17 protein-coding genes are annotated in these 17,738 nt (G+C 65.2%); 9 read left to right on the top strand and 8 right to left on the bottom strand.

Annotated features, from left to right (window positions below; genetic code table 11):
• Window positions 1-12: 12 nt before the first annotated feature.
• Together IC761_RS09300 and IC761_RS09295 are read right to left on the bottom strand one after the other, a co-directional pair.
• A complete protein-coding gene (locus tag IC761_RS09300) occupies window positions 13-1,866 on the bottom strand; it encodes a TRAP transporter large permease (RefSeq protein ID WP_195804603.1) in 1,854 nt (617 codons plus the stop codon).
• 37 nt (window positions 1,867-1,903) lie between these two features.
• Window positions 1,904-2,935, bottom strand: coding sequence for a TRAP transporter substrate-binding protein (locus tag IC761_RS09295; RefSeq protein WP_195802951.1), 1,032 nt, complete (start codon window positions 2,933-2,935; stop codon window positions 1,904-1,906).
• Between the two features lie 182 nt (window positions 2,936-3,117).
• On the opposite strand from IC761_RS09295, the gene IC761_RS09290 reads away from it, so the two are divergent.
• Window positions 3,118-3,300 (top strand): hypothetical protein, encoded by a 183-nt coding sequence (locus tag IC761_RS09290; protein ID WP_195802950.1) that lies wholly within the window; start codon window positions 3,118-3,120, stop codon window positions 3,298-3,300.
• A 2-nt stretch (window positions 3,301-3,302) separates the two neighbouring features.
• On the opposite strand, the gene IC761_RS09285 is transcribed toward IC761_RS09290, so the two are convergent.
• Window positions 3,303-3,746, bottom strand: a complete 444-nt coding sequence (locus tag IC761_RS09285; RefSeq protein WP_195802949.1) for a DoxX family protein — start codon at window positions 3,744-3,746, stop codon at window positions 3,303-3,305.
• Window positions 3,747-3,840: 94 nt separating this feature from the next.
• Between IC761_RS09285 and IC761_RS09280 the strand changes: the two genes are divergently transcribed.
• The 3 genes from IC761_RS09280 (at window position 3,841) to IC761_RS09270 (ending at window position 8,230) form a co-directional block, all read left to right on the top strand.
• Window positions 3,841-4,761: a LysR family transcriptional regulator gene (locus tag IC761_RS09280; protein ID WP_195802948.1), complete on the top strand. Its 921-nt coding sequence runs from the start codon at window positions 3,841-3,843 to the stop codon at window positions 4,759-4,761.
• Window positions 4,762-4,907: 146 nt separating this feature from the next.
• Window positions 4,908-6,413 (top strand): caspase family protein, encoded by a 1,506-nt coding sequence (locus tag IC761_RS09275; protein ID WP_195802947.1) that lies wholly within the window; start codon window positions 4,908-4,910, stop codon window positions 6,411-6,413.
• A 137-nt stretch (window positions 6,414-6,550) separates the two neighbouring features.
• Complete coding sequence (locus tag IC761_RS09270) at window positions 6,551-8,230, top strand: SulP family inorganic anion transporter (protein ID WP_195802946.1); 1,680 nt, start codon at window positions 6,551-6,553, stop codon at window positions 8,228-8,230.
• A gap of 114 nt (window positions 8,231-8,344) precedes the next feature.
• Here the strand turns inward: IC761_RS09270 and IC761_RS09265 are convergent, their stop codons facing one another.
• The 3 genes from IC761_RS09265 to IC761_RS09255 all read right to left on the bottom strand — a co-directional run bounded on the left by IC761_RS09265 (window position 8,345) and on the right by IC761_RS09255 (window position 11,696).
• Window positions 8,345-8,707, bottom strand: coding sequence for a hypothetical protein (locus IC761_RS09265; RefSeq protein ID WP_195802945.1), 363 nt, complete (start codon window positions 8,705-8,707; stop codon window positions 8,345-8,347).
• A gap of 122 nt (window positions 8,708-8,829) precedes the next feature.
• Window positions 8,830-10,149 carry a Spy/CpxP family protein refolding chaperone gene (locus IC761_RS09260; protein ID WP_195802944.1) on the bottom strand — a complete coding sequence of 440 codons (1,320 nt, stop codon included), beginning with the start codon at window positions 10,147-10,149 and terminating at the stop codon, window positions 8,830-8,832.
• Window positions 10,150-10,271: 122 nt separating this feature from the next.
• On the bottom strand, window positions 10,272-11,696 hold the full coding sequence (locus IC761_RS09255) for an FAD-binding oxidoreductase (protein ID WP_195802943.1): 1,425 nt from the start codon (window positions 11,694-11,696) through the stop codon (window positions 10,272-10,274).
• A gap of 88 nt (window positions 11,697-11,784) precedes the next feature.
• On the opposite strand from IC761_RS09255, the gene IC761_RS09250 reads away from it, so the two are divergent.
• Window positions 11,785-12,291 (top strand): thioesterase family protein, encoded by a 507-nt coding sequence (locus IC761_RS09250; protein WP_195802942.1) that lies wholly within the window; start codon window positions 11,785-11,787, stop codon window positions 12,289-12,291.
• A 4-nt stretch (window positions 12,292-12,295) separates the two neighbouring features.
• Here the strand turns inward: IC761_RS09250 and IC761_RS09245 are convergent, their stop codons facing one another.
• A complete protein-coding gene (locus tag IC761_RS09245; protein WP_129272547.1) occupies window positions 12,296-12,466 on the bottom strand; it encodes a DUF1328 domain-containing protein in 171 nt (56 codons plus the stop codon).
• Between the two features lie 240 nt (window positions 12,467-12,706).
• On the opposite strand from IC761_RS09245, the gene IC761_RS09240 reads away from it, so the two are divergent.
• Entirely contained in the window at window positions 12,707-15,310 is a 2,604-nt protein-coding gene (locus IC761_RS09240) for an ATP-dependent helicase (protein ID WP_195802941.1), read from the top strand.
• Window positions 15,311-15,329: 19 nt separating this feature from the next.
• On the opposite strand, the gene IC761_RS09235 is transcribed toward IC761_RS09240, so the two are convergent.
• On the bottom strand, window positions 15,330-15,944 hold the full coding sequence (locus IC761_RS09235; protein WP_195802940.1) for a hypothetical protein: 615 nt from the start codon (window positions 15,942-15,944) through the stop codon (window positions 15,330-15,332).
• Window positions 15,945-16,262: 318 nt separating this feature from the next.
• Between IC761_RS09235 and IC761_RS09230 the strand changes: the two genes are divergently transcribed.
• From IC761_RS09230 to IC761_RS09220, 3 genes are all read left to right on the top strand, one after another.
• Window positions 16,263-16,553, top strand: coding sequence for a type II toxin-antitoxin system HicB family antitoxin (locus tag IC761_RS09230; RefSeq protein WP_195804602.1), 291 nt, complete (start codon window positions 16,263-16,265; stop codon window positions 16,551-16,553).
• Window positions 16,554-16,641: 88 nt separating this feature from the next.
• A complete protein-coding gene (locus IC761_RS09225) occupies window positions 16,642-17,058 on the top strand; it encodes a hypothetical protein (protein ID WP_195802939.1) in 417 nt (138 codons plus the stop codon).
• The gene (locus IC761_RS09220) at window positions 17,058-17,726 is read left to right on the top strand and encodes an OmpA family protein (protein ID WP_195802938.1); all 669 of its coding nucleotides are present in this window, start codon (window positions 17,058-17,060) and stop codon (window positions 17,724-17,726) included. The genes IC761_RS09225 and IC761_RS09220 overlap by 1 nt, the downstream gene beginning before the upstream one ends.
• Window positions 17,727-17,738 lie beyond the last annotated feature (12 nt).

Below are 17,738 nucleotides of genomic sequence, written 5' to 3'. Positions count from 1 at the left end.
AATGATACTCCCTTAGTAGCCGAACGCACGCGGCAGCGCGGTCGACAGCCATGGCACGAAGGCGATGACGAGCAAGCAGAGGAACAACAGGCCGAGATAGCCCATGATCGGCTTCACCGTCTGCTCGATCGGCACATTGCCGATCAGGCAGGCGCCGTAAAGCCCGAGCCCGAGCGGCGGCGCGAACAGGCCGATGCCCATCGCGATGACGAGCACGACGCCGAAATGCAGAGGATCGACACCGAGCTGCACTGCCACCGGCAAAAGCAGCGGCCCGAAGATGATGAGCGCGGCGGCGCCCTCCAGCACAGAGCCCATCACGATCAGCACTGCGATCGCGAGCAGGATGAACAGCCAGACGCCGCTGGTCTTCGATAGCCCCAGCATGAAATCGCCGACCGCATGCGGCACCTGCTGCAAGGTCAGCGTGAAGGCGAGCGATTGCGCGGCGGCAACGATGAACAGCACGAGTCCCGCGCGCGTCGCGGCCTGGACAAAGCTGTGCGCGGCCGTCTTGAAGCTGAGTTCGCGGAACACGACGCTGCCGACGACAATCGCATAGGCCACCGCGAAGGCGGAGATCTCGGTCGCCGTGGCAAAGCCGCTCTTGAAGCCGAAGAAGATCATGAAGATCAGGCCGAATGAGGCGATCGCGCCGCTCCAGAGGCCCGAAACCGGTACCTGCGGCTCGATCTCCCCGGCATCAGCCGGGCGCTTGCCGAAGATGATCGACACCACGATCAGCACCAGTGCCATCAGCGCCGCCGGCAGCAGTCCTGCGATGAAGAGCCCGCCGATCGACAAGTTCGCGACGAAGCCCAAGATGATCAGGTTGATGCAGGGCGGAATGGTTTCCGCCATCACTGCGGACGCGGCAAGCAGCGCCACCGCACCGCCGGGGTTCTGCTTCGAACGCCGCGCGGCCGGAATCAGCACGGAGCCGACGGCCGCGACATCGGCCATCTTCGAGCCCGAGATGCCGGAGAACAGCACCATCGAGGCCACCATCACGACATTGAGCCCGCCGCGCATGCGCCCCACGGCGCGCTGCAACAGCTCGATCAGACGCACCGACATGCCGTTGGCTTCCATCAGGTAGCCGACGAGGATGAAGAACGGGATCGCCAGCAGCACGAAATTGTCGATGCCCCGCGCCATCTGCTGGGCGAAGATGACGCCGGGCAGCGCGCCTTCGACCCAGATGAAGATCAGCGCCGCGAGCGCCAGCGCAAAACCGATCGGCAAGCCGCCGAACAGCGTTGCGAAGAAGCCGATCAGCATCAGCGTGCCTGCCGACGGTACCGAGGACGGCGACACATAATCCCAGGCCAGATAAAGGCCGGTCGCGACGGCAATGGCAACGAGGCCCTTGACGATATCGGGAAGCGGCCGGGCGCAGAGATGATCGATCGCGAACACTGTCATGAACAGCGCGCCGATTCCCATCGGATAGAATGTCAGCTCCAGCGGCAGGCCCGATCCCGTGGTCTGTCCCGCCGTGAGCGAGCCCAGCTTGACCGCGTTGTAGGCAACATAGGCGGAGATCAGCATGATCAGGAGTGCGCTCGCGGCATCGACCAGCGTGCGCAGCCGCAATGGCAGCAGGTCGCGGAAGAAGGACACGCCGACATTCTCGCCGCGCGCGAGCGCACTCGCCGCACCGAAGAAGGCGGAGCCGACCATCAATCCGCGCGCGACGTCATCGGACCATTCGACCGGTGCGTTGAAGAGGTAACGCAGCAACACGGAGCCGCAGACCACCACGAGGTCGGCAGCCAGAAGGACGGCTGCGATGGCGTCGCTCACGCGAAGCAACAGGGCGACGCTCCCGTGCCAGGCGCCGGAGAGCGACATGGCGCCTGTCATCGCCATTTGAGACTCGGCCATTTCCGATTTGGCCATCTCAGGCTTGCGTCGCGCGGATGATGTCGATGACGGGCTTGGATTCCGGCCGCGCCTTCATGAAATTCTCGGTCTGCGGAGCGACGCGCTTGCGGAAGGCCTCGCGATCGCATTCGATCACCGTCACACCCTTCTCGCCGAGCGTTGCGAGCGCCTCCTTCTCGACCGCCCGTCCATGGACGCGGCTATCGGCCGCCGCCTTCTTCGCCGCGTCGAGGAAGCCCTCGCGCAGCTTCGGGTCCATGCGGTTGAAGGTCATGTCGCTGAAATAGATCGCGAGCGGCGAGAAGATGTGCTGCGTCATCGCATAGTGCTTCGAGGTCTCGAAGAACTTGCTGGCGAGGATGGTGGGCGCGTCGTGCTCGAGCCCGTCAAGGACGCCGGCCTGGAGCGCGGTGTAGATCTCGCCGAAAGCGAGCGGGGTTGCCGCCGCGCCCATCAGGCGCAGGCATTCGGTGATGACGGGATTGGGCAGCGTCCTGATCTTGAGGCCGGCGAGATCCTCCGGCGTCTTCACCGGCTTCTTCGCCAGCACGCTGCGCGCGCCGAAATTATAGGCCCAGGCAATGACGCGGATATTGCCGCCCTTGAGCAGCGCATCCTCGATCGGCTTGGCGGCGCCGGCGTCAAACGCCTTGGTCTGCTGCTCGAAGCTCGCGAAGAGATAACCGAGGTCGAAGGTGCCGACCAGCGGCACCAGATTGGCCGAGATCGACGAGCCCGACACCATGAGGTCGATGACGCCAAGCTTCACCGAATTGATGACGTCGATTTCCTGGCCTAACTGGTTGTCCGGGAAGAAGGCGACCTCGACCTGCTCGCCGAGCCCATTCGCCTTCAAATTCTTGACGAGGTTGTCGTAGTAGACGCGGCCGTTGGCGTATTTCGGATCGTTCGGTAGCGAGGAGGAGCATTTCAGCTTCAGCGTCGCCGCTTCGGCGCGGCCGATGATCGCGGGAGAGAGCACGAGGCCGGCGGTCAGCGCCGTCGACGACTTGATGAACGTGCGACGGCTGACGGGCACGATGGTCATGGCGCGGTCTCTCCCCGATATTTTTATTTGCGACCGCGGTCGTTGCCGCCGGCCTGTTGCGCGGACTGTATGGCCAAAGCGACGGGGCAGGCAAGGGTTGCGGCTGGCGGCGCGGTGAACGCGCGCGAGCCAAGCGCTCGGTCAGAGGCGCCGCGGAACGCCTATGTTTGAGGATGATTTTGATGATGCCGCATCGCGGCCAAAGGGCGGGCTGGGCAAGATTGACGCAGATCGATCCAATTCGGGTATGGATCGATGCCGAACGCAGATTGATGGACCTTGGGCTGCGCCCGGCGCATCAGCGCGCAACGAAAAAGAGCTGCGGGATCGTGGTCCCGCAGCTCTCGCGTTTCAACGATGCTTGATGTCAGCGCGAAGCGGCGGCGCTCAACTGGCCGCTCGCGGCCTCGACATCGCGCGATGGGCGCAGCGCGAAAGCGCCATCGCCGAGCAGCGCCTGCGCAACCAGCGCGATCGCCCAGAAGGCGGGGAATTCCCAGCCGCCCTTCGGATTGGTGAAGAAGAACCCGGCCGCACCATGCACGGTGAAGATCGCGCCGAGCAGGACCGGAATGCCGGCCAGCGCCGCATAGCGGGTCCAGACACCGAGGATCAGCGCGATGCCGCTCAGCACTTCCACGGTCATCACGAGATAAGCCAGTTCGGGCGGGAAGCCGAGGCTCCCGAAAAATTTTGCGGTGCCGGCCGGGGTGAAGACGAACAGCTTCAGGCTGGCATGGGCCAGGAAGAGCGCGCCCAGGGTCACGCGCAGCACCAGTGCGGCGTAGGGGGCGGTACGGGAATCGATCATGATGGTCTCCTTTGCAGTGCAATATGATCTATCCTCGTTTTGATGATAATCTGCTATTCTGGAATTACACCTCACACTGATGGAGTGAAATTGCTTGCTCGACCGCCTCACCAGCCTGGAAGTCTTCGCCAAAGTGGCGACGAGCGGAAGCCTGTCCGGCGCGGGCCGTGCGATGGGCCTGTCGCAGACCATGGTGACCAAGCATGTCGCTGCGCTCGAGGCGCGGCTCGGCACAAAGCTGTTCCACCGCACCACACGGCGGCTGTCGATCACCGAGGCCGGCCGCCTCTATCTGGAATCCTCCGAACGCATCCTTGCCGACATGGAGACCGCGGACGCGGCGATTGCGCGCGAACGCGCCGAGCCGCGTGGATTGCTGCGAGTCAACGTGCCCGTGGTGTTCGGCACTCGGCAGATCGCCCCGCTGATTGCGGAGTTCTCGGAGCGCCATCCCGAGGTCACGATCGAGCTCGGGCTCAACGATCGCCTCGTCGACCTTGCAGAAGAAGGCTGGGATCTCGCGATCCGCATCGGCAAGCTCCGCGACTCCAGCATGGTGGCGCGGAGGCTTGCGCCGAACCGCCTGGTCGTCTGCGCCGCGCCTTCATATCTCGCCAAGCACGGCACGCCGCGCGGCGTGGCCGATCTCGCCACTCACAATTGTCTCGGCTACACGCTCTCGCAACAGGCGAGCGCGGCGGAATGGCTGTTCGGCGCGGACGGCGAGATCCGCGTCCAGGTGTCCGGCAATCTGCGCGCCAATAATGGCGATGCGCTGCGTGCGGCGACGCTCGCCGGCCTTGGCCTCGCACGCCAGCCAACCTTCATCATCGCCGATGACCTGCGCGCCGGCACGCTGGTGGCGCTTCCGCTCGACCAGCCGGAGATCCAGTCGTCTGCCGTGCATGCGGTCTACCTGCCCGATCGCCGGCCGCCGGCCAAGGTGCGCGCCTTCATCGATTTTCTCGCCGCACAGTTTTCGCCGGATCCACCGTGGGACCGCGGACTGTTCTGACGGCATACCGACCTGCCATCAGCTCAGGCAGACCTCCTGCCCCATTTTGTCGCAGGCGGCAGCGTGAGCTAGCGCACAGACAGAGTCATGGCGCACGACTAGAAAAGGTGACATCCTCGCGCATATTGCCGAATGGAGGTGACACCATGCGCCGTCCAGTCTTTCGTAGTTTAATTCTTGCCTCCGGCCTCCTTGCGCTCACGCAAATGATGACGCCGACAGACGCCGCGGCCGAAGCGCGGCTTGCACTCGTGATCGGCCAATCCGCGTATCGCACCGTGCCGGAGCTGCCCAACGCCGCCAATGACGCCAAGGGCATGGCCGAGATGCTCGGCAATGCCGGCTTCAACGTCACCGCGGCACCGAACCTGGACCAGAACGCGATGCGCCAGGCGATCTCGGATTTCGCCGGCAAGGTCAGCGCCAGCGGCGCCGACACCGTCGCACTGGTGTTCTATGCCGGCCACGGCTTGCAGATCGACGGCGAGAACTATCTCGTGCCGGTCGATCTCGATCCCAAGCGCGAAGCCGACATTCCTCTGCAAGGCGTGCGGCTGAACGACATGCTCAACACGCTCGGCGCGCTGCCGACGCGGGCACGCATCTTCATGCTCGACGCCTGCCGCAACAATCCCTTCCCGGCGCTCAGCGGTGCCGGCCACGGCCTTGCGATCGTCGACACCAAGGCCGGCGCGCCCGGCTCCTTCATCTCCTATTCGACCTCGCCCGGCGCCGAAGCCGAGGACGGCACCGGCGTCGACAGCCCCTACACCACCGCGGCGCTTTCGGTCGCAAAGCAACCGAACATCCCGATCGAGGAAGTGTTCAAGCGCATCCGCATCTCGGTGGCGCAGTCGACCGACGGGCGCCAGATCCCCTGGGAAAGCTCGTCGCTGACGACCGACTTCAAGTTCTTCGGCGCCGAGAGCAACAGCGGTCAGCCCCCTGCTTCGGGCGCGGACTCGATGGCGCTCGCCAGCGCAACGCGCAGCGTCGAGGACTGGCGCAAGGAATTGCAGGGCAAGGACGCCAAGGTCGCCTATGATCTCGTGATCGCCGACGACACGGTGCCGGCGTATCAGGCTTACGTCGAGCTGTACACGCAAGCCGTCTACGCCCCGCGCCTGCGCACGGTGCTGGAGCGCCGGCGCCAGATGCTCGCATGGGATCGCGCATTGGCGATCAACACCCGCGCCTCCTACGAGGCCTATCTGGTGAACTGGGACAACAGCGACTTGGCTGCGACCGCGCGTCGGCTGCTGCTCCGCGTGCAGAACCGCAATTATGTATTGCCTGTCGTGGCTGCTGCGGTTCCTGCTCCGGTCGCCGTTGCGCTAGCGCCGACATGTCCGTGCTCGACGCCGACGACCCCGGCAACGCCGATCAACCCGACAGTCGCGCCGATCATCAAGAAGCGCGTCGACGACACGCCGCCGAAGCGCAAGGTGGTCGACACGCCGCCCAAATCGCGCAAGCCGCCGCCTGACGAAGTGGTCGAGCACGCGCCGCCACCGCAGGACCGCGGCCCGCCGCCCGGCGCGATCATGCAAGGGATCGGCATCGGTATCGGCATCGGCATGGGCATGGGCGGCGGCGGCCGCGGCGGCGGCGAGATGAACCACGGCGGCGAAGGCTATCACAGGGGATACTGAGGCCGTCGCACAGCGATGCGAAGAAATGTCCGCAAGCCTCGCTTGCGGACATTTCTGTTGATGGGGCCATCTGCCGCCTTCGAATCCGGAAATGCTGTAGTCTGATCGACCGACTCAGATTTTTCGGAGGCACATCGATGCCGCAAGACGTACACGCCAAAGGATCAGCCAAGCGGGGATGGCCGCTCTTCCAATCGCTCGCCTCCTATGCTCTGCCCGGCGATCTCATCGCGGGCCTGACGCTGGCGGCGATTGCGATCCCCGAGCAGATGGCGACCGCGCGGCTCGGCGGCTTCGCGCCGCAGATCGGCTTCTTCGCCTTCATGGCGGGTTCGCTTGGCTTTGCCTTGCTCGGCGGCAACCGATTCCTGTCCTGCGGCGCCGACTCCACGATCACGCCGATCTTTGCCGGTGGCCTTGCCGCGCTCGCCGCTGCCGGTACGCCCGACTATCAGGAGCTGGCGATCGCGCTGGCGCTGATGGTCGGCGCGATGATGCTGGCCGGCGGCGCGTTTCGGCTCGGCGGCATCGCCAATCTGTTGTCGATGCCGGTGATGGTCGGCTTCCTCGCCGGCATCTCGGTCCACATCATCGTCTCGCAATTGCCGGGCGTGCTCGGGCTGGAATCGCCGAGCGGGCCGACGCTCGGTCGCATCGGCGTGCTCGCAACCGAGCTCGGCCGGACCAATCCGGTTACGCTTTGCATCGGCTTCGGTGTGCTGGCCGTGGTCGTCGTCTCCGAGAAGATCAGTGCAAAAATTCCGGGCGCGCTGATCGGGCTCGTCGCCGCGACGCTCGCCACAATCGCGCTCGGCCTCGAGAGCAAGGGCGTCAACGTCGTAGGCAGCGTGCCCGGTACGCTGCCGCGGCCGACCCTGCCGGTGCTTGCGCCGGAGCTCTGGGTGCGCCTCGTGCCGCTCGCCTTCGTCATCACTGTCGTGGTGATGGTGCAGACCGCCGCCACGACACGATCGTTCCCGTCCGATCCCGACAAGCCTGCCGATGTCGACCGCGACTTCCTCGGCGCCGGCGCCGGCAGCGTACTCGGCGGCCTGTTCGGAGCCTTCCCCGTCAATGCCAGTCCGCCGCGGACCGGCATCGTCGCCGAGACCGGCGGACAATCGCAGCTCGCGGGCCTTGCCGCGGCAGTCATCGTGCTGTTGCTGCTCGCTTTCGGGACCGGGTTGTTGCGCCACGTACCGGACGCCGCACTCGGCGGCATCCTGCTGTTCGTCGCCCTGCGCATCATCCGCCTGAACCAGATCGTCACGATCTATCGCCAGTCCTTCAGCGAATTTTTGCTGATCGTCGCCACCGCCGCATTGATCATCGTGCTGCCGATCCAGCAGGGCGCGTTTCTCGGCATCGTGCTGTCGCTGCTCCACGGCATCTGGAGCACCACGCGCGCACGCCTCGTGGAGTTCGAGCGCGTGCCGGGCACAACGATCTGGTGGCCGGCACATCCGCACATCGCCGGCGAGCGCATCGCCGGCGTCGCCGTGATCGGGCTCCAGGCGCCGCTGTCCTTCCTCAACGCGCCCGGCTTCCGCAGCGACGTGACCAAGGTGCTTACGACGGCCACACCGCAACTTTTGGTGCTGGAGGCGAGCGGCATGGTCGAGATCGACTTCACCGCCGCGCAGATTTTGCTCGACGTGTTCAAGGCGTGCAGCGAACAGGGCGTGACGGTCGCGCTTGCACGGCTGGAATCAGTGCGCGCGCAGGACGCCTTCGAGCGCTTCAGATTGTTCGACGCGCTGCCGAAGCAGCACGTCTTCCACAGCGTGGACGAGGCGGTGCGAACGCTGGCAAATTAGGTTGGATTTGGCCGCAGGCTCGGTGCACCTCTCCCGCTTGCGGAGACACCCTCTCCCGATCCCTCCCCCGCAAGCGAGGAGGGAGCGCACCATCTTCGTGGCGACAACGAGTCGTTATTGCACGAGCGTCGGATGATCCCGCTGCAAGGCCTCGCGGATCCAGCTGGCATGGATCGCGCGAAACAGGATCTGCGCGGTCTTGAGGTCGCCCGCCTTCATGCAGAGACCGACGATGCGATGGACCGCGTCGTCGCGCATCAATCCATCCGACATCTTCATCGCGATTTCCATCGCGACTTTTGCGGCGCACTCGTAGCGCTCGCTGTCACCCTTGTCGTTGCGCGCAGAGCCGGCGGCGCAGGAAGCCGCAGTCTCGCAGATGATTCGGATGCGCTCGGCGGCTTCGATGTCGCCGAGCGGCCATGCGATCGCTTCGTCCCAGATCTCCCGCGGCTTCTGCCTTGCGAACCACTTCATCACCCAGCCACCCGCAGCCTTCCGGCCACCGCATTGTCGAGCTTCGGCTCTGCCCAGCATAGAGAACTGCGGTGCGATCGGCGAGGCGGTTTTTTCCGCCACGCCTTAGGCTTGCGGCACGTTTAGGACATCCGACGCGGCCCGATCGCCTCGAATTGGGCCTTTTGCTCGTCGTTCAGCGTGGCGTAGAAATCCTCGAGCGCAGCGCGCACCGATTTGACGCCGTCCAGCATCGTATCGAGCCGCTTGCGGACCGCGGCCATGCGCGCCGGCGGCGTCATCACGTCGCCGGGCTCGCACGCTGCCTTGAGCGCATCCCTGACCCTGGCGCTGGTGTCCTGAAGCACTTGCAGAGCACCACGCTGGGACTCGCTCGGATGGAGCCGAGCGTCGATCTCGGCGCTCGGCCAATCGAGCCCAACGGGCGCAGCACAATTCTGCACCAGCGACGCATTGTTGCCGGAGGCTGCTGTGGTGCGGCGCTGGTCGTCGGCCAGCGCGTTGAAACGGGCCTTCTGCTCGTCGGCGAGCGCCCCATAGAATGTGTCGAGCGCCGGTTGCACCAGCTCGACGGCCTGCACCATCGCCTCGACGCGCTGCTGCATCGCCGCCAAACGGCCAGGCGCCGTGGCCGCGACTTGCGTCGGGCACGACGCGCGGATGATCGCTGCCGCCTCGATCGAGGCATTGCCGAGCGCGTCGAGGGCCGCGCCCTGCGCGTCCGTCGGTTGCACTGAAGCGGCAATCTGATCGACCGGCAGGCCGGTGATCTCGCGGCGGTCGCTGCCGCAAAGCTGATCGAGCGGGACGCCCCTTGCCTGACGTCGTCCCGAGGAACGTTGCGGCAGGTAGGTCGCAAGACCATCATAGCCATAGGGGCCAAAGATGCCGGCGTAGACGTCCGGATAGCCGTAGCCCCAGAAGCCCAGACCGTCGCCCCAGATGGCATAGTCGTAGAGATCGTTATAGGCGAACGGCCAGAACAGCGGTCCGACCCAGCCGTAGAAGCCGCCGGGATGTTGCCACCATCCGCCACCTGCGCCGTGCCAGCCAACCAGCGCGGCCGCGGCCGCAATCTGGGCCCGCGCCGCGGGATTGCCGATCAAGCGGCCGTTCCGAAACGCACTGGCCTGCATGTTCAGAGCATTGCGGAGATTGGCGGGACGCACGGCTGCGTTGCGTAGCTGGCCGAAGTTCGGACCGCCATGCCGCGCGACGGCTGCGAACCGGCCCCCGCCGTGAGGCCCGCCGCCGACATGGGCGTGACCGAAGCCATGACCACCGAAATGGCCGCCGCCGTGATGTCCACCACCGTGACCGCCGCCATGGCCACCACCATGGCCACCACCGTGGCCACCGCCATGACCGCCCTTAGCCAGTGCTGCACCCGCCAGCAGGCAAGCCAGAGCCAGCGCGGCAATTCCAACGACTGGTCGCAACATCTCACGCTCCCGTAGATCCGCACCAGTGAGGCATCATCATATTGGGATTGGAACCGCCTAGCCTGCCGAAAGTTCCCGTGCCGGCCGCGTCGCACGGCCGGGCGCACCGCAACAGGCTGACGCTACACCTCTGGCACGATCTTGCCGGGGTTGAAGATGTTCTGCGGATCGAGTGCCTTTTTCAGCGCACGCATCGCGTCGAGTGCCTCGGGGCCGAGCTCCGCCTTGAGATATTTCTGCTTGCCCTGGCCGATGCCGTGCTCGCCGGTGCAGGTGCCGTCCATCGCCTGCGCGCGCTCCACGAGGCGATGCATGAACTCCTCGCCGCGCGCCATCTCGTCGGCATCGTTGGTGTCGCAGACCAGCGAGCAGTGGAAATTGCCGTCGCCGACATGGCCGACGATCGGAGACAACAGGTTGAGCCGCTTGAGATCTTCCTCGGTTTCGTCGACGCACTCGGCGAGCCGCGAGATCGGCACGCAGACGTCGGTCGCAACCACGCCGACGCTATCGCCGGGCCGCAGCGCCTTCACGGACCAGTAGGCATCGTGCCGCGCCTGCCACAGTTTTGTGCGATCCTCCGGCTTGGTGGTCCAAGAGAAATCGCCGCCGCCGCAATCCTTTGCGATCTCGCCGAACGCCTTGGACTGCTCTCCGACCTCGATCTCGCTGCCGTGGAATTCCATCAAGAGCAGCGGCGTCTCTGGCAGCGTCAGCTTTGAATACGCATTGCAGGCCTTCACCTGCGCGGCATTCAAGAGCTCGATACGCGCTACCGGAATGCCGGTCTGGATCGCCAGGATCACCGCCTGACACGCCCCGTGCACGGTCTCGAACGACACCGCGCCGGCCGCGATCGTCTCGGGAATGCCGCGCAAGCGGATCGTGAGTTCGGAGATGATGCCGAGCGTGCCTTCGGCGCCGACGAACAGATGCGTCAGGTCGTAGCCGGCGGATGATTTCTTGGCGCGCGTGCCGGTCGTGATGATCTCGCCGTCGCCACGCACCACCTTCAGTGCCAGCACGCTGTCGCGCATGGTGCCGTAGCGTACCGCATTGGTGCCCGAAGCGCGGGTCGAGGCCATTCCGCCGAGCGAAGCATCGGCGCCGGGATCGATCGGGAAGAACAGGCCCTGGTCGCGCAGATGCTCGTTCAGCGCCTTGCGGGTGACGCCGGGCTGGATCACGCAGTCGAGGTCCTCGGCATGCACCGCGAGCACCTTGTTCATGTCGCGCAGATCGATCGAGATGCCGCCGGCGGGCGCATTGACCTGGCCCTCGAGCGAGGTGCCGGTGCCGAAGGGTATGACGGGCACGCCTTGTTTGGCGCAGATCCGCACCACGTCCTGGATGTCGGCGGTCTCCTGCGCCATCACCACACCGTCCGGCGGCTGGTTGACGATCCATGTCGTGGTATGGCCGTGCTGCTCGCGCACGGCCTGCGAGGTGATCAGGCGGTTGCCGAAGCGTGCGGCAAGCTGCTCCAGCGCGCTTGCGAGGGCTTTCGGCTCGACGCGCGGCGGATTATTGGTGACGGTCGTACCCACGGACATTCCTCCCGACGAGAAGAAACCGTGGCAAAGGACATCTCACCGGTCAAGTCAAGCGACCGGACGCATAGCTGGGGAAGCACACATGCCGGAGACCGTCGTCTCATCGCCCAAGGCCGAGCCGTTCCGCTCGTCGATCATGCAGATCGAGCCGCAATGGATCGACTATAACGGCCATCTCAACATGGCCTATTACAACGTGATGTTCGACCGTGCGATCGACGAGCTCTGGCTCGAGCTCGGGATCGGCCCGGTCTACAAGCAGGAACGCCACGGCTCGACCTTCACGGCCGAATGCCATGTGCGGTATCTGCGCGAGATCCATCTCGGCGATCCCGTGCAGATTTTGGTGTGGCTGCTGGAGGCCGACGACAAGCGGCTGCACACGTTCGAGGAGCTGAGGCACGGCACCGAAGGCTGGCTGTCGGCGACCTCCGAGAACATGTCGCTGCACATGGACATGAAAGCGCGGCGCGTTGCGGCGTTTCCACCCGATATCCAGGCGCGTATCGCCGAGATCGCCAAGGCTCACAGCGCCCTGCCGCGACCCGAGGGCATCGGCCGGAGCGTGGCGATGCCCTCCAAACGTTAGGCCACTAGATCCTGCGGCCGCGGGCGAGGCCGACCACGGCCGAGACCAGGAACAGCACGATTGCGATGAAGAAGATGATCTTGGCGATTTCGATCGACGCGCCGGCGATGCCGCCAAAGCCCAGGATACCGGCGATCAATGCGATAACCAGAAACGTTACAACCCAGCTCAACATGGTCAAAACCCTCTGTGTCGGTGTCTGTAGCGATCGGCGCGGCTGACGCGCCTCACTTGCACAAACAATCTCGACGTGGGAACGAAGGTTCCGACACGCGCGGCGTGGAAATTCGCGGCTTCCGCGGGAACAATTCGGCCCGCCGCGCACGTGGAAAACCCCTCCCCGCCGCCCCATATAGCCACCAATCCCTGTTAAGAAGGCTCCCTCCCACGACGGCGCGGTGCCATCGTGAGGCAAATGATTCGCATGACCGAGCCAAGCAAGATCACAGGTGTCCCCGATCACCAGCCCGCAGCCGGCGGCATTGCCGCGCGTGCGCGCGCCTCGGTGGGCCCGAAATATCTGACCGGGCTCAATCCGGAGCAGCGCGAAGCAGTGGAGACGCTGGACGGCCCGGTTCTGGTCTTGGCCGGCGCCGGCACCGGCAAGACCCGCGTGCTCACCACGCGCATCGCCCACATCCTGAGCCAGGGCCGCGCGCGCCCCGCCGAGATCCTGTCGGTGACCTTCACCAACAAGGCCGCGCGCGAGATGAAGCACCGGCTCGGCCAGATGCTCGGCCACGCCGTGGAAGGCATGCCGTGGCTCGGCACCTTCCATTCCATCGGTGGCCGCATCCTGCGTTTCCATGCGGAGCTGGCGCAGCTCAAGTCGAATTTCACCGTGCTCGATGTCGACGACCAGGTGCGGCTGCTCAAGCAGCTTTTGCAAGCCGAGAACATCGACGACAAGCGCTGGCCAGCGCGGATGCTGGCCGGCCTGATCGACGGCTGGAAGAACCGCGGCCTGACGCCGTCGCAGGTGCCGTCAGGCGAAGCCGCGATGTTCGCCAACGGCAAGGGCGGCAAGCTCTATGCGAGCTACCAGGAGCGACTGAAGATTTTGAACGGCGCGGATTTCGGCGACCTGTTGCTGGAGAATATCCGCATTTTCCGCGAGCACCCGGATATCCTGCGGCAGTACCAGCAGCGCTTCAAATTCATCCTGGTCGACGAATATCAAGACACCAACGTCGCGCAGTATCTCTGGCTGCGGCTGTTGTCGCAGGCGCCGTCCTCTCTCACCTCTCCCCGCCTGCGGGGAGAGGTCGCATCGCAAGGCAGCGCAATTGCGCGCCCGAGCGATGCGGGTGAGGGGGACTCTCCACAAGCCGAGCTCGTGGAAGCAGCCCCTCGCCCCAGCCCTCTCCCCGTGAAAGACGGGGAGAGGGAGAAAAGCAAAAACATCTGCTGCGTCGGCGACGACGACCAGTCGATCTATGGCTGGCGCGGCGCCGAGGTCGACAACATCCTGCGCTTCGACCACGATTTCCCCGGCGCCAAGGTGATCCGTCTCGAGCGCAATTACCGCTCGACCGGCCATATCCTCGCCGCCGCCTCGCATCTGATCGCGCATAATGAAGGCCGGCTCGGCAAGACGCTGCGCACCGAGGACCAGGACGGCGAGAAGGTCACGGTCACCGGCTCCTGGGATTCGGAGGAGGAAGCCCGCGGCATCGGCGAGGAGATCGAGCAGATCCAGCGCCAGGGCGACAAGCTTAACGAGATCGCCATTCTCGTGCGCGCCTCCTACCAGATGCGCGAGTTCGAAGACCGCTTCGTCACGCTCGGCCTGCCCTACCGCGTGATCGGCGGCCCGCGCTTCTATGAGCGCGCCGAAATCCGCGACGCGCTGGCATATCTGCGCGTCATCAATTCACCGGCCGACGACCTCGCCTTCGAGCGCATCGTCAACACGCCGAAGCGCGGGCTTGGCGACGCCACCGTGCAGATGCTGCACGACCACGCCCGCAAGCGCCGCATTCCGCTGTTCGAGGCGGCGCGCGCCGTGGTCGAGACCGACGAGCTGAAGCCGAAGGCGCGCGGCTCGCTGCGCGATCTCATCACCCAATTCGACCGCTGGCGCGCCCAGCGCGAAGTCACCGCGCACACCGATCTCGCCCAGATCGTGCTCGACGAAAGCGGCTATACCGAGATGTGGCAGAAGGACCGTTCGGCGGATGCCGCCGGCCGTCTCGAAAACCTCAAGGAGCTGGTGCGCTCGATGGAGGAGTTCGAGAACCTGCAAGGTTTCCTCGAGCACATCTCACTGGTGATGGACCGCGACGGTGGCGCCGAGGACGACGCGGTGTCGCTGATGACGCTGCATTCGGCCAAGGGGCTCGAATTCGACAACGTGTTCCTGCCCGGCTGGGAGGAAGGCCTGTTCCCGAGCCAGCGCACGCTGGACGAACAGGGGCGCGCGGGGCTGGAGGAAGAGCGCCGCCTCGGCCATGTCGGCCTCACCCGCGCGAGGCGCCGCGCAAAAATCTATTTTGCCACCAACCGGCGGATCCATGGCACCTGGTCGACCACGATCCCGTCGCGCTTCCTCGACGAATTGCCGGCGGCCAATGTCGAGATCACGGAATCCAAGGGCGGCTCGGCCTGGGGCGGCACCGGCGGTTATGGCGCCTCGCGCTTCGACGACATGGAGGCGTTCGGGTCCAGCTATTCGACACCCGGCTGGCAGCGGGCGCAGGCCAACCGCAACCGCGGCGCTGGTCGCAATGGCGGCGGCAGAAGTGGCTTTGAGGAAGAGGCTTCGACGTTCTCGTCCTCCTCGTCGGCCGGGCCCGATTTCGGCAGCTTCTCCTCGCGCCGCCGCGGGCCGATGACGATCGAGGGCGAGCTGGTCGCCAAATCCACCGGCACGACCTCGGAATTCGCACTCTCCGACCGCGTCTTCCACCAGAAGTTCGGCTACGGCCGCGTCACCAAGATCGACGGCAACAAGCTGACCATCGCCTTCGACAAGGCCGGCGAGAAGAAGGTCGTGGACAGTTTTGTACAGCGGGCGTGAGCTGGCCCTCACGCATGACTCAGTCGCTGAGGATGTTGGCGCCCTGGTCGTAGATCCGCTGATCGACATGCCCGGCACCAAGCGCGATTTCGAGTCGCCAGCCCAGCTCCATACCAAGGCCTTTGGCCAGTTTCGTGCAATGCTCGAAATGCCAGAGGCCGCGCGCAAGACGATGAGGCCCTTGAGCCATGGCCTCATCCCAGCGAGGCAAGTCGGGGGCGGCAGGGTCGTTATCAGCATCACCGAGCAGGATCACAAGCGGACGCCCTAGATACCTGCGCAGATCGTCTGCGCTGAGGCCAATCCCTCCCATGCCGCTCGGATACTCTGCAGTGAGGTTCGGCAGCATGTAGACGCCGCAATTGGCAGCGACCGCCAGATCAACGCAAGCGGCCTCGTTGAGCGCAAGATAGCGCAGGACAAATTGGGCGCCCGCGGAGTTGCCGAACAGGCCGAAGGTCCCCCGGCTGGACCCGATCGCATGTCGAACATGATGAAACAACCGGTCGACCACTCCGAAATTCCAATGATCGCGCGGCAAGACCGTGCTGTCCGGCGGCGGCAGCCGCACCCCGCCGAAATTGTACGCATGGACGCCCGGGAAATGATCCGGATCGAACTCCGGAACCAGCACGATCTGCCCATTACGTTCGGCCTGAGGCGCCAGAAGATCGCGAAACGCGGCGGCAGCGCGATCAACACCATGCATCGCTACGATGACGCGTGTGTGCCGGCTGCTCGATCGGGGGCAAAACGAGAAGACCCGAATCGTACGCGGCAAGGGGACGGCGCCCTCATCCCGAAACAGGAACGAGCCGGCGCCTTCGGCCAGAGTCAATTTGCTCAATTGCGTACCTCCGCGGATGAGGTAGTCATAATTGAAGCAAACCCGGCGGCACAACCGCAGGGAACACCAGCCCTGCGACATCAGCTCTGCGATACCGGCCCCGCCATGCCTCACTACATCGCCATCATCGAGGATGCCGGCCCGGACGATGCCGTGGGCCTATGGTTTCCCGACCTGCCCGGCTGCGTCTCCGGCGGCGACGATTTCGACGAGGCGCTGGAGAATGCGCCCGAGGCGATCGCATTCTATGCGAAGGAGCTGACCGAGGACGGCCGCGAGCTTCCTCCGCCGCGGACATTGGACCAGCTCAAGGCCGACCCGGAATTTGCCGACGGCCTCCGGAACCACACGGTCGTCCTGATCGAATTTCCTCCCAGCGCCGACGCCGAGGAGTGAGGACTGTTCGCCGCACTCGTCGGACTCTCGACGGTTCGGGTCCGAACAGCCCTTGACCACCGCGAACTTCCCCGTATCAGATGCAGCCATGGTCCGGGGCTCCATCACACTGATCGTGCTTGCATTGGGGATGCCGTCGCTTGCGGCGGCGGAGACGATGAGCTTTGGCGAGTCGATCGGGATGCTGGCGAAAAGCTGCGGTGCGGAAATCATCGCCAATTGCCGCGGCGTCAATCCGGACTCGACCCGCCTGAAGGAATGCCTGTCCCGCAACCGGGACGTGCTGTCACAGCAATGCCAGAGCGACTATTTGACCGCCTTCGACGCCATCCAGAAGCGCGTCGCCGCGCGCGTCACCGTGGCGAACGCCTGCCAGCGCGAGATCGTCAAGGTCTGCGGCGGCTCGACCAAGGAGACCAGCAAGTCGGTCCCCTGCCTGATCTCGACGCCCAAGGGCATCAGCAACAACTGCCTGAAGGCCGTTGACGACGCGGGGTACCGCTGATGCGCGCCGTCAAGCATACCACTGCTGGAATTGGCATCGCGCTGGGACTGGCCCTGCTCGCGGGCGCCGCCGGCGCGCAGACGGCGCCGACCCGCGACGACATCGTCGGCAAGCTCAATCATTTCGAGGAAGCGCCCGAGGTTGACCTCCCCGCGTTGAAGCAGCAGGTGATGGAGCGGGCCAAGGCCAGGATCAAGAACGATCCGGGTCCGGTGAACCGGCCGCTGATCGCGCCCGACCTCGCCAAGCTGCCGGCCTTCAACGCCCAGATCCAGTTCGACGCCGACACGCCGATCATCCAGCCGGAGTCCTATCAGACCGTCGGCCGCATCGCGGACGCAATGGTTCATGCCTCGCTGCTGCCCTACACCTTCCTGATCGTCGGCCATGTCGAGTCCAATCAGAAGACGCGGGAAGCCAACGCGATCCTGAGCCAGCGCCGGGCGGACGCGATCCGTGACGTGCTGGTGAACACGTTCAAGATCTCGACCAAGCGGCTTCAGCCGATCGGTCTTGGCGAGGAGCAGTTCCTGGACCGCGCCAAGCCGACCTCGGCGGTCAACGGCCAGTTGCAAATCCTGACCTTTGCCAAATTGCCCGAGGACGAGCCTGCGCGCCCCGCTGCCGCAGCCGGGCCTGCGGCGAAAAAACCCGCCAAGAAACACTGAGCGCACGCGCTT

The organism is Bradyrhizobium commune (assembly GCF_015624505.1).
In the GTDB taxonomy this organism is placed as follows: Bacteria; Pseudomonadota; Alphaproteobacteria; order Rhizobiales; family Xanthobacteraceae; genus Bradyrhizobium; species Bradyrhizobium commune.
This window is presented reverse-complemented; position numbering and strand designations above follow the sequence as displayed.

Excerpts from the sequence above, each read along its gene's own strand:
- IC761_RS09300 (WP_195804603.1), bottom strand. The coding sequence starts at position 1,866 with ATGACAGGCGCCATGTCGCTCTCCGGCGCCTGGCACGGGAGCGTCGCC.
- IC761_RS09285 (WP_195802949.1), bottom strand. The coding sequence starts at position 3,746 with ATGATCGATTCCCGTACCGCCCCCTACGCCGCACTGGTGCTGCGCGTG.
- IC761_RS09260 (WP_195802944.1), bottom strand. The coding sequence starts at position 10,149 with ATGTTGCGACCAGTCGTTGGAATTGCCGCGCTGGCTCTGGCTTGCCTG.
- IC761_RS09240 (WP_195802941.1), top strand. The coding sequence starts at position 12,707 with ATGATTCGCATGACCGAGCCAAGCAAGATCACAGGTGTCCCCGATCAC.
- IC761_RS09295 (WP_195802951.1), bottom strand. The coding sequence starts at position 2,935 with ATGACCATCGTGCCCGTCAGCCGTCGCACGTTCATCAAGTCGTCGACG.
- IC761_RS09290 (WP_195802950.1), top strand. The coding sequence starts at position 3,118 with ATGATGCCGCATCGCGGCCAAAGGGCGGGCTGGGCAAGATTGACGCAG.
- IC761_RS09270 (WP_195802946.1), top strand. The coding sequence starts at position 6,551 with ATGCCGCAAGACGTACACGCCAAAGGATCAGCCAAGCGGGGATGGCCG.
- IC761_RS09265 (WP_195802945.1), bottom strand. The coding sequence starts at position 8,707 with ATGAAGTGGTTCGCAAGGCAGAAGCCGCGGGAGATCTGGGACGAAGCG.
- IC761_RS09245 (WP_129272547.1), bottom strand. The coding sequence starts at position 12,466 with ATGTTGAGCTGGGTTGTAACGTTTCTGGTTATCGCATTGATCGCCGGT.
- IC761_RS09250 (WP_195802942.1), top strand. The coding sequence starts at position 11,785 with ATGCCGGAGACCGTCGTCTCATCGCCCAAGGCCGAGCCGTTCCGCTCG.
- IC761_RS09220 (WP_195802938.1), top strand. The coding sequence starts at position 17,058 with ATGCGCGCCGTCAAGCATACCACTGCTGGAATTGGCATCGCGCTGGGA.
- IC761_RS09275 (WP_195802947.1), top strand. The coding sequence starts at position 4,908 with ATGCGCCGTCCAGTCTTTCGTAGTTTAATTCTTGCCTCCGGCCTCCTT.
- IC761_RS09225 (WP_195802939.1), top strand. The coding sequence starts at position 16,642 with ATGGTCCGGGGCTCCATCACACTGATCGTGCTTGCATTGGGGATGCCG.
- IC761_RS09230 (WP_195804602.1), top strand. The coding sequence starts at position 16,263 with ATGCCTCACTACATCGCCATCATCGAGGATGCCGGCCCGGACGATGCC.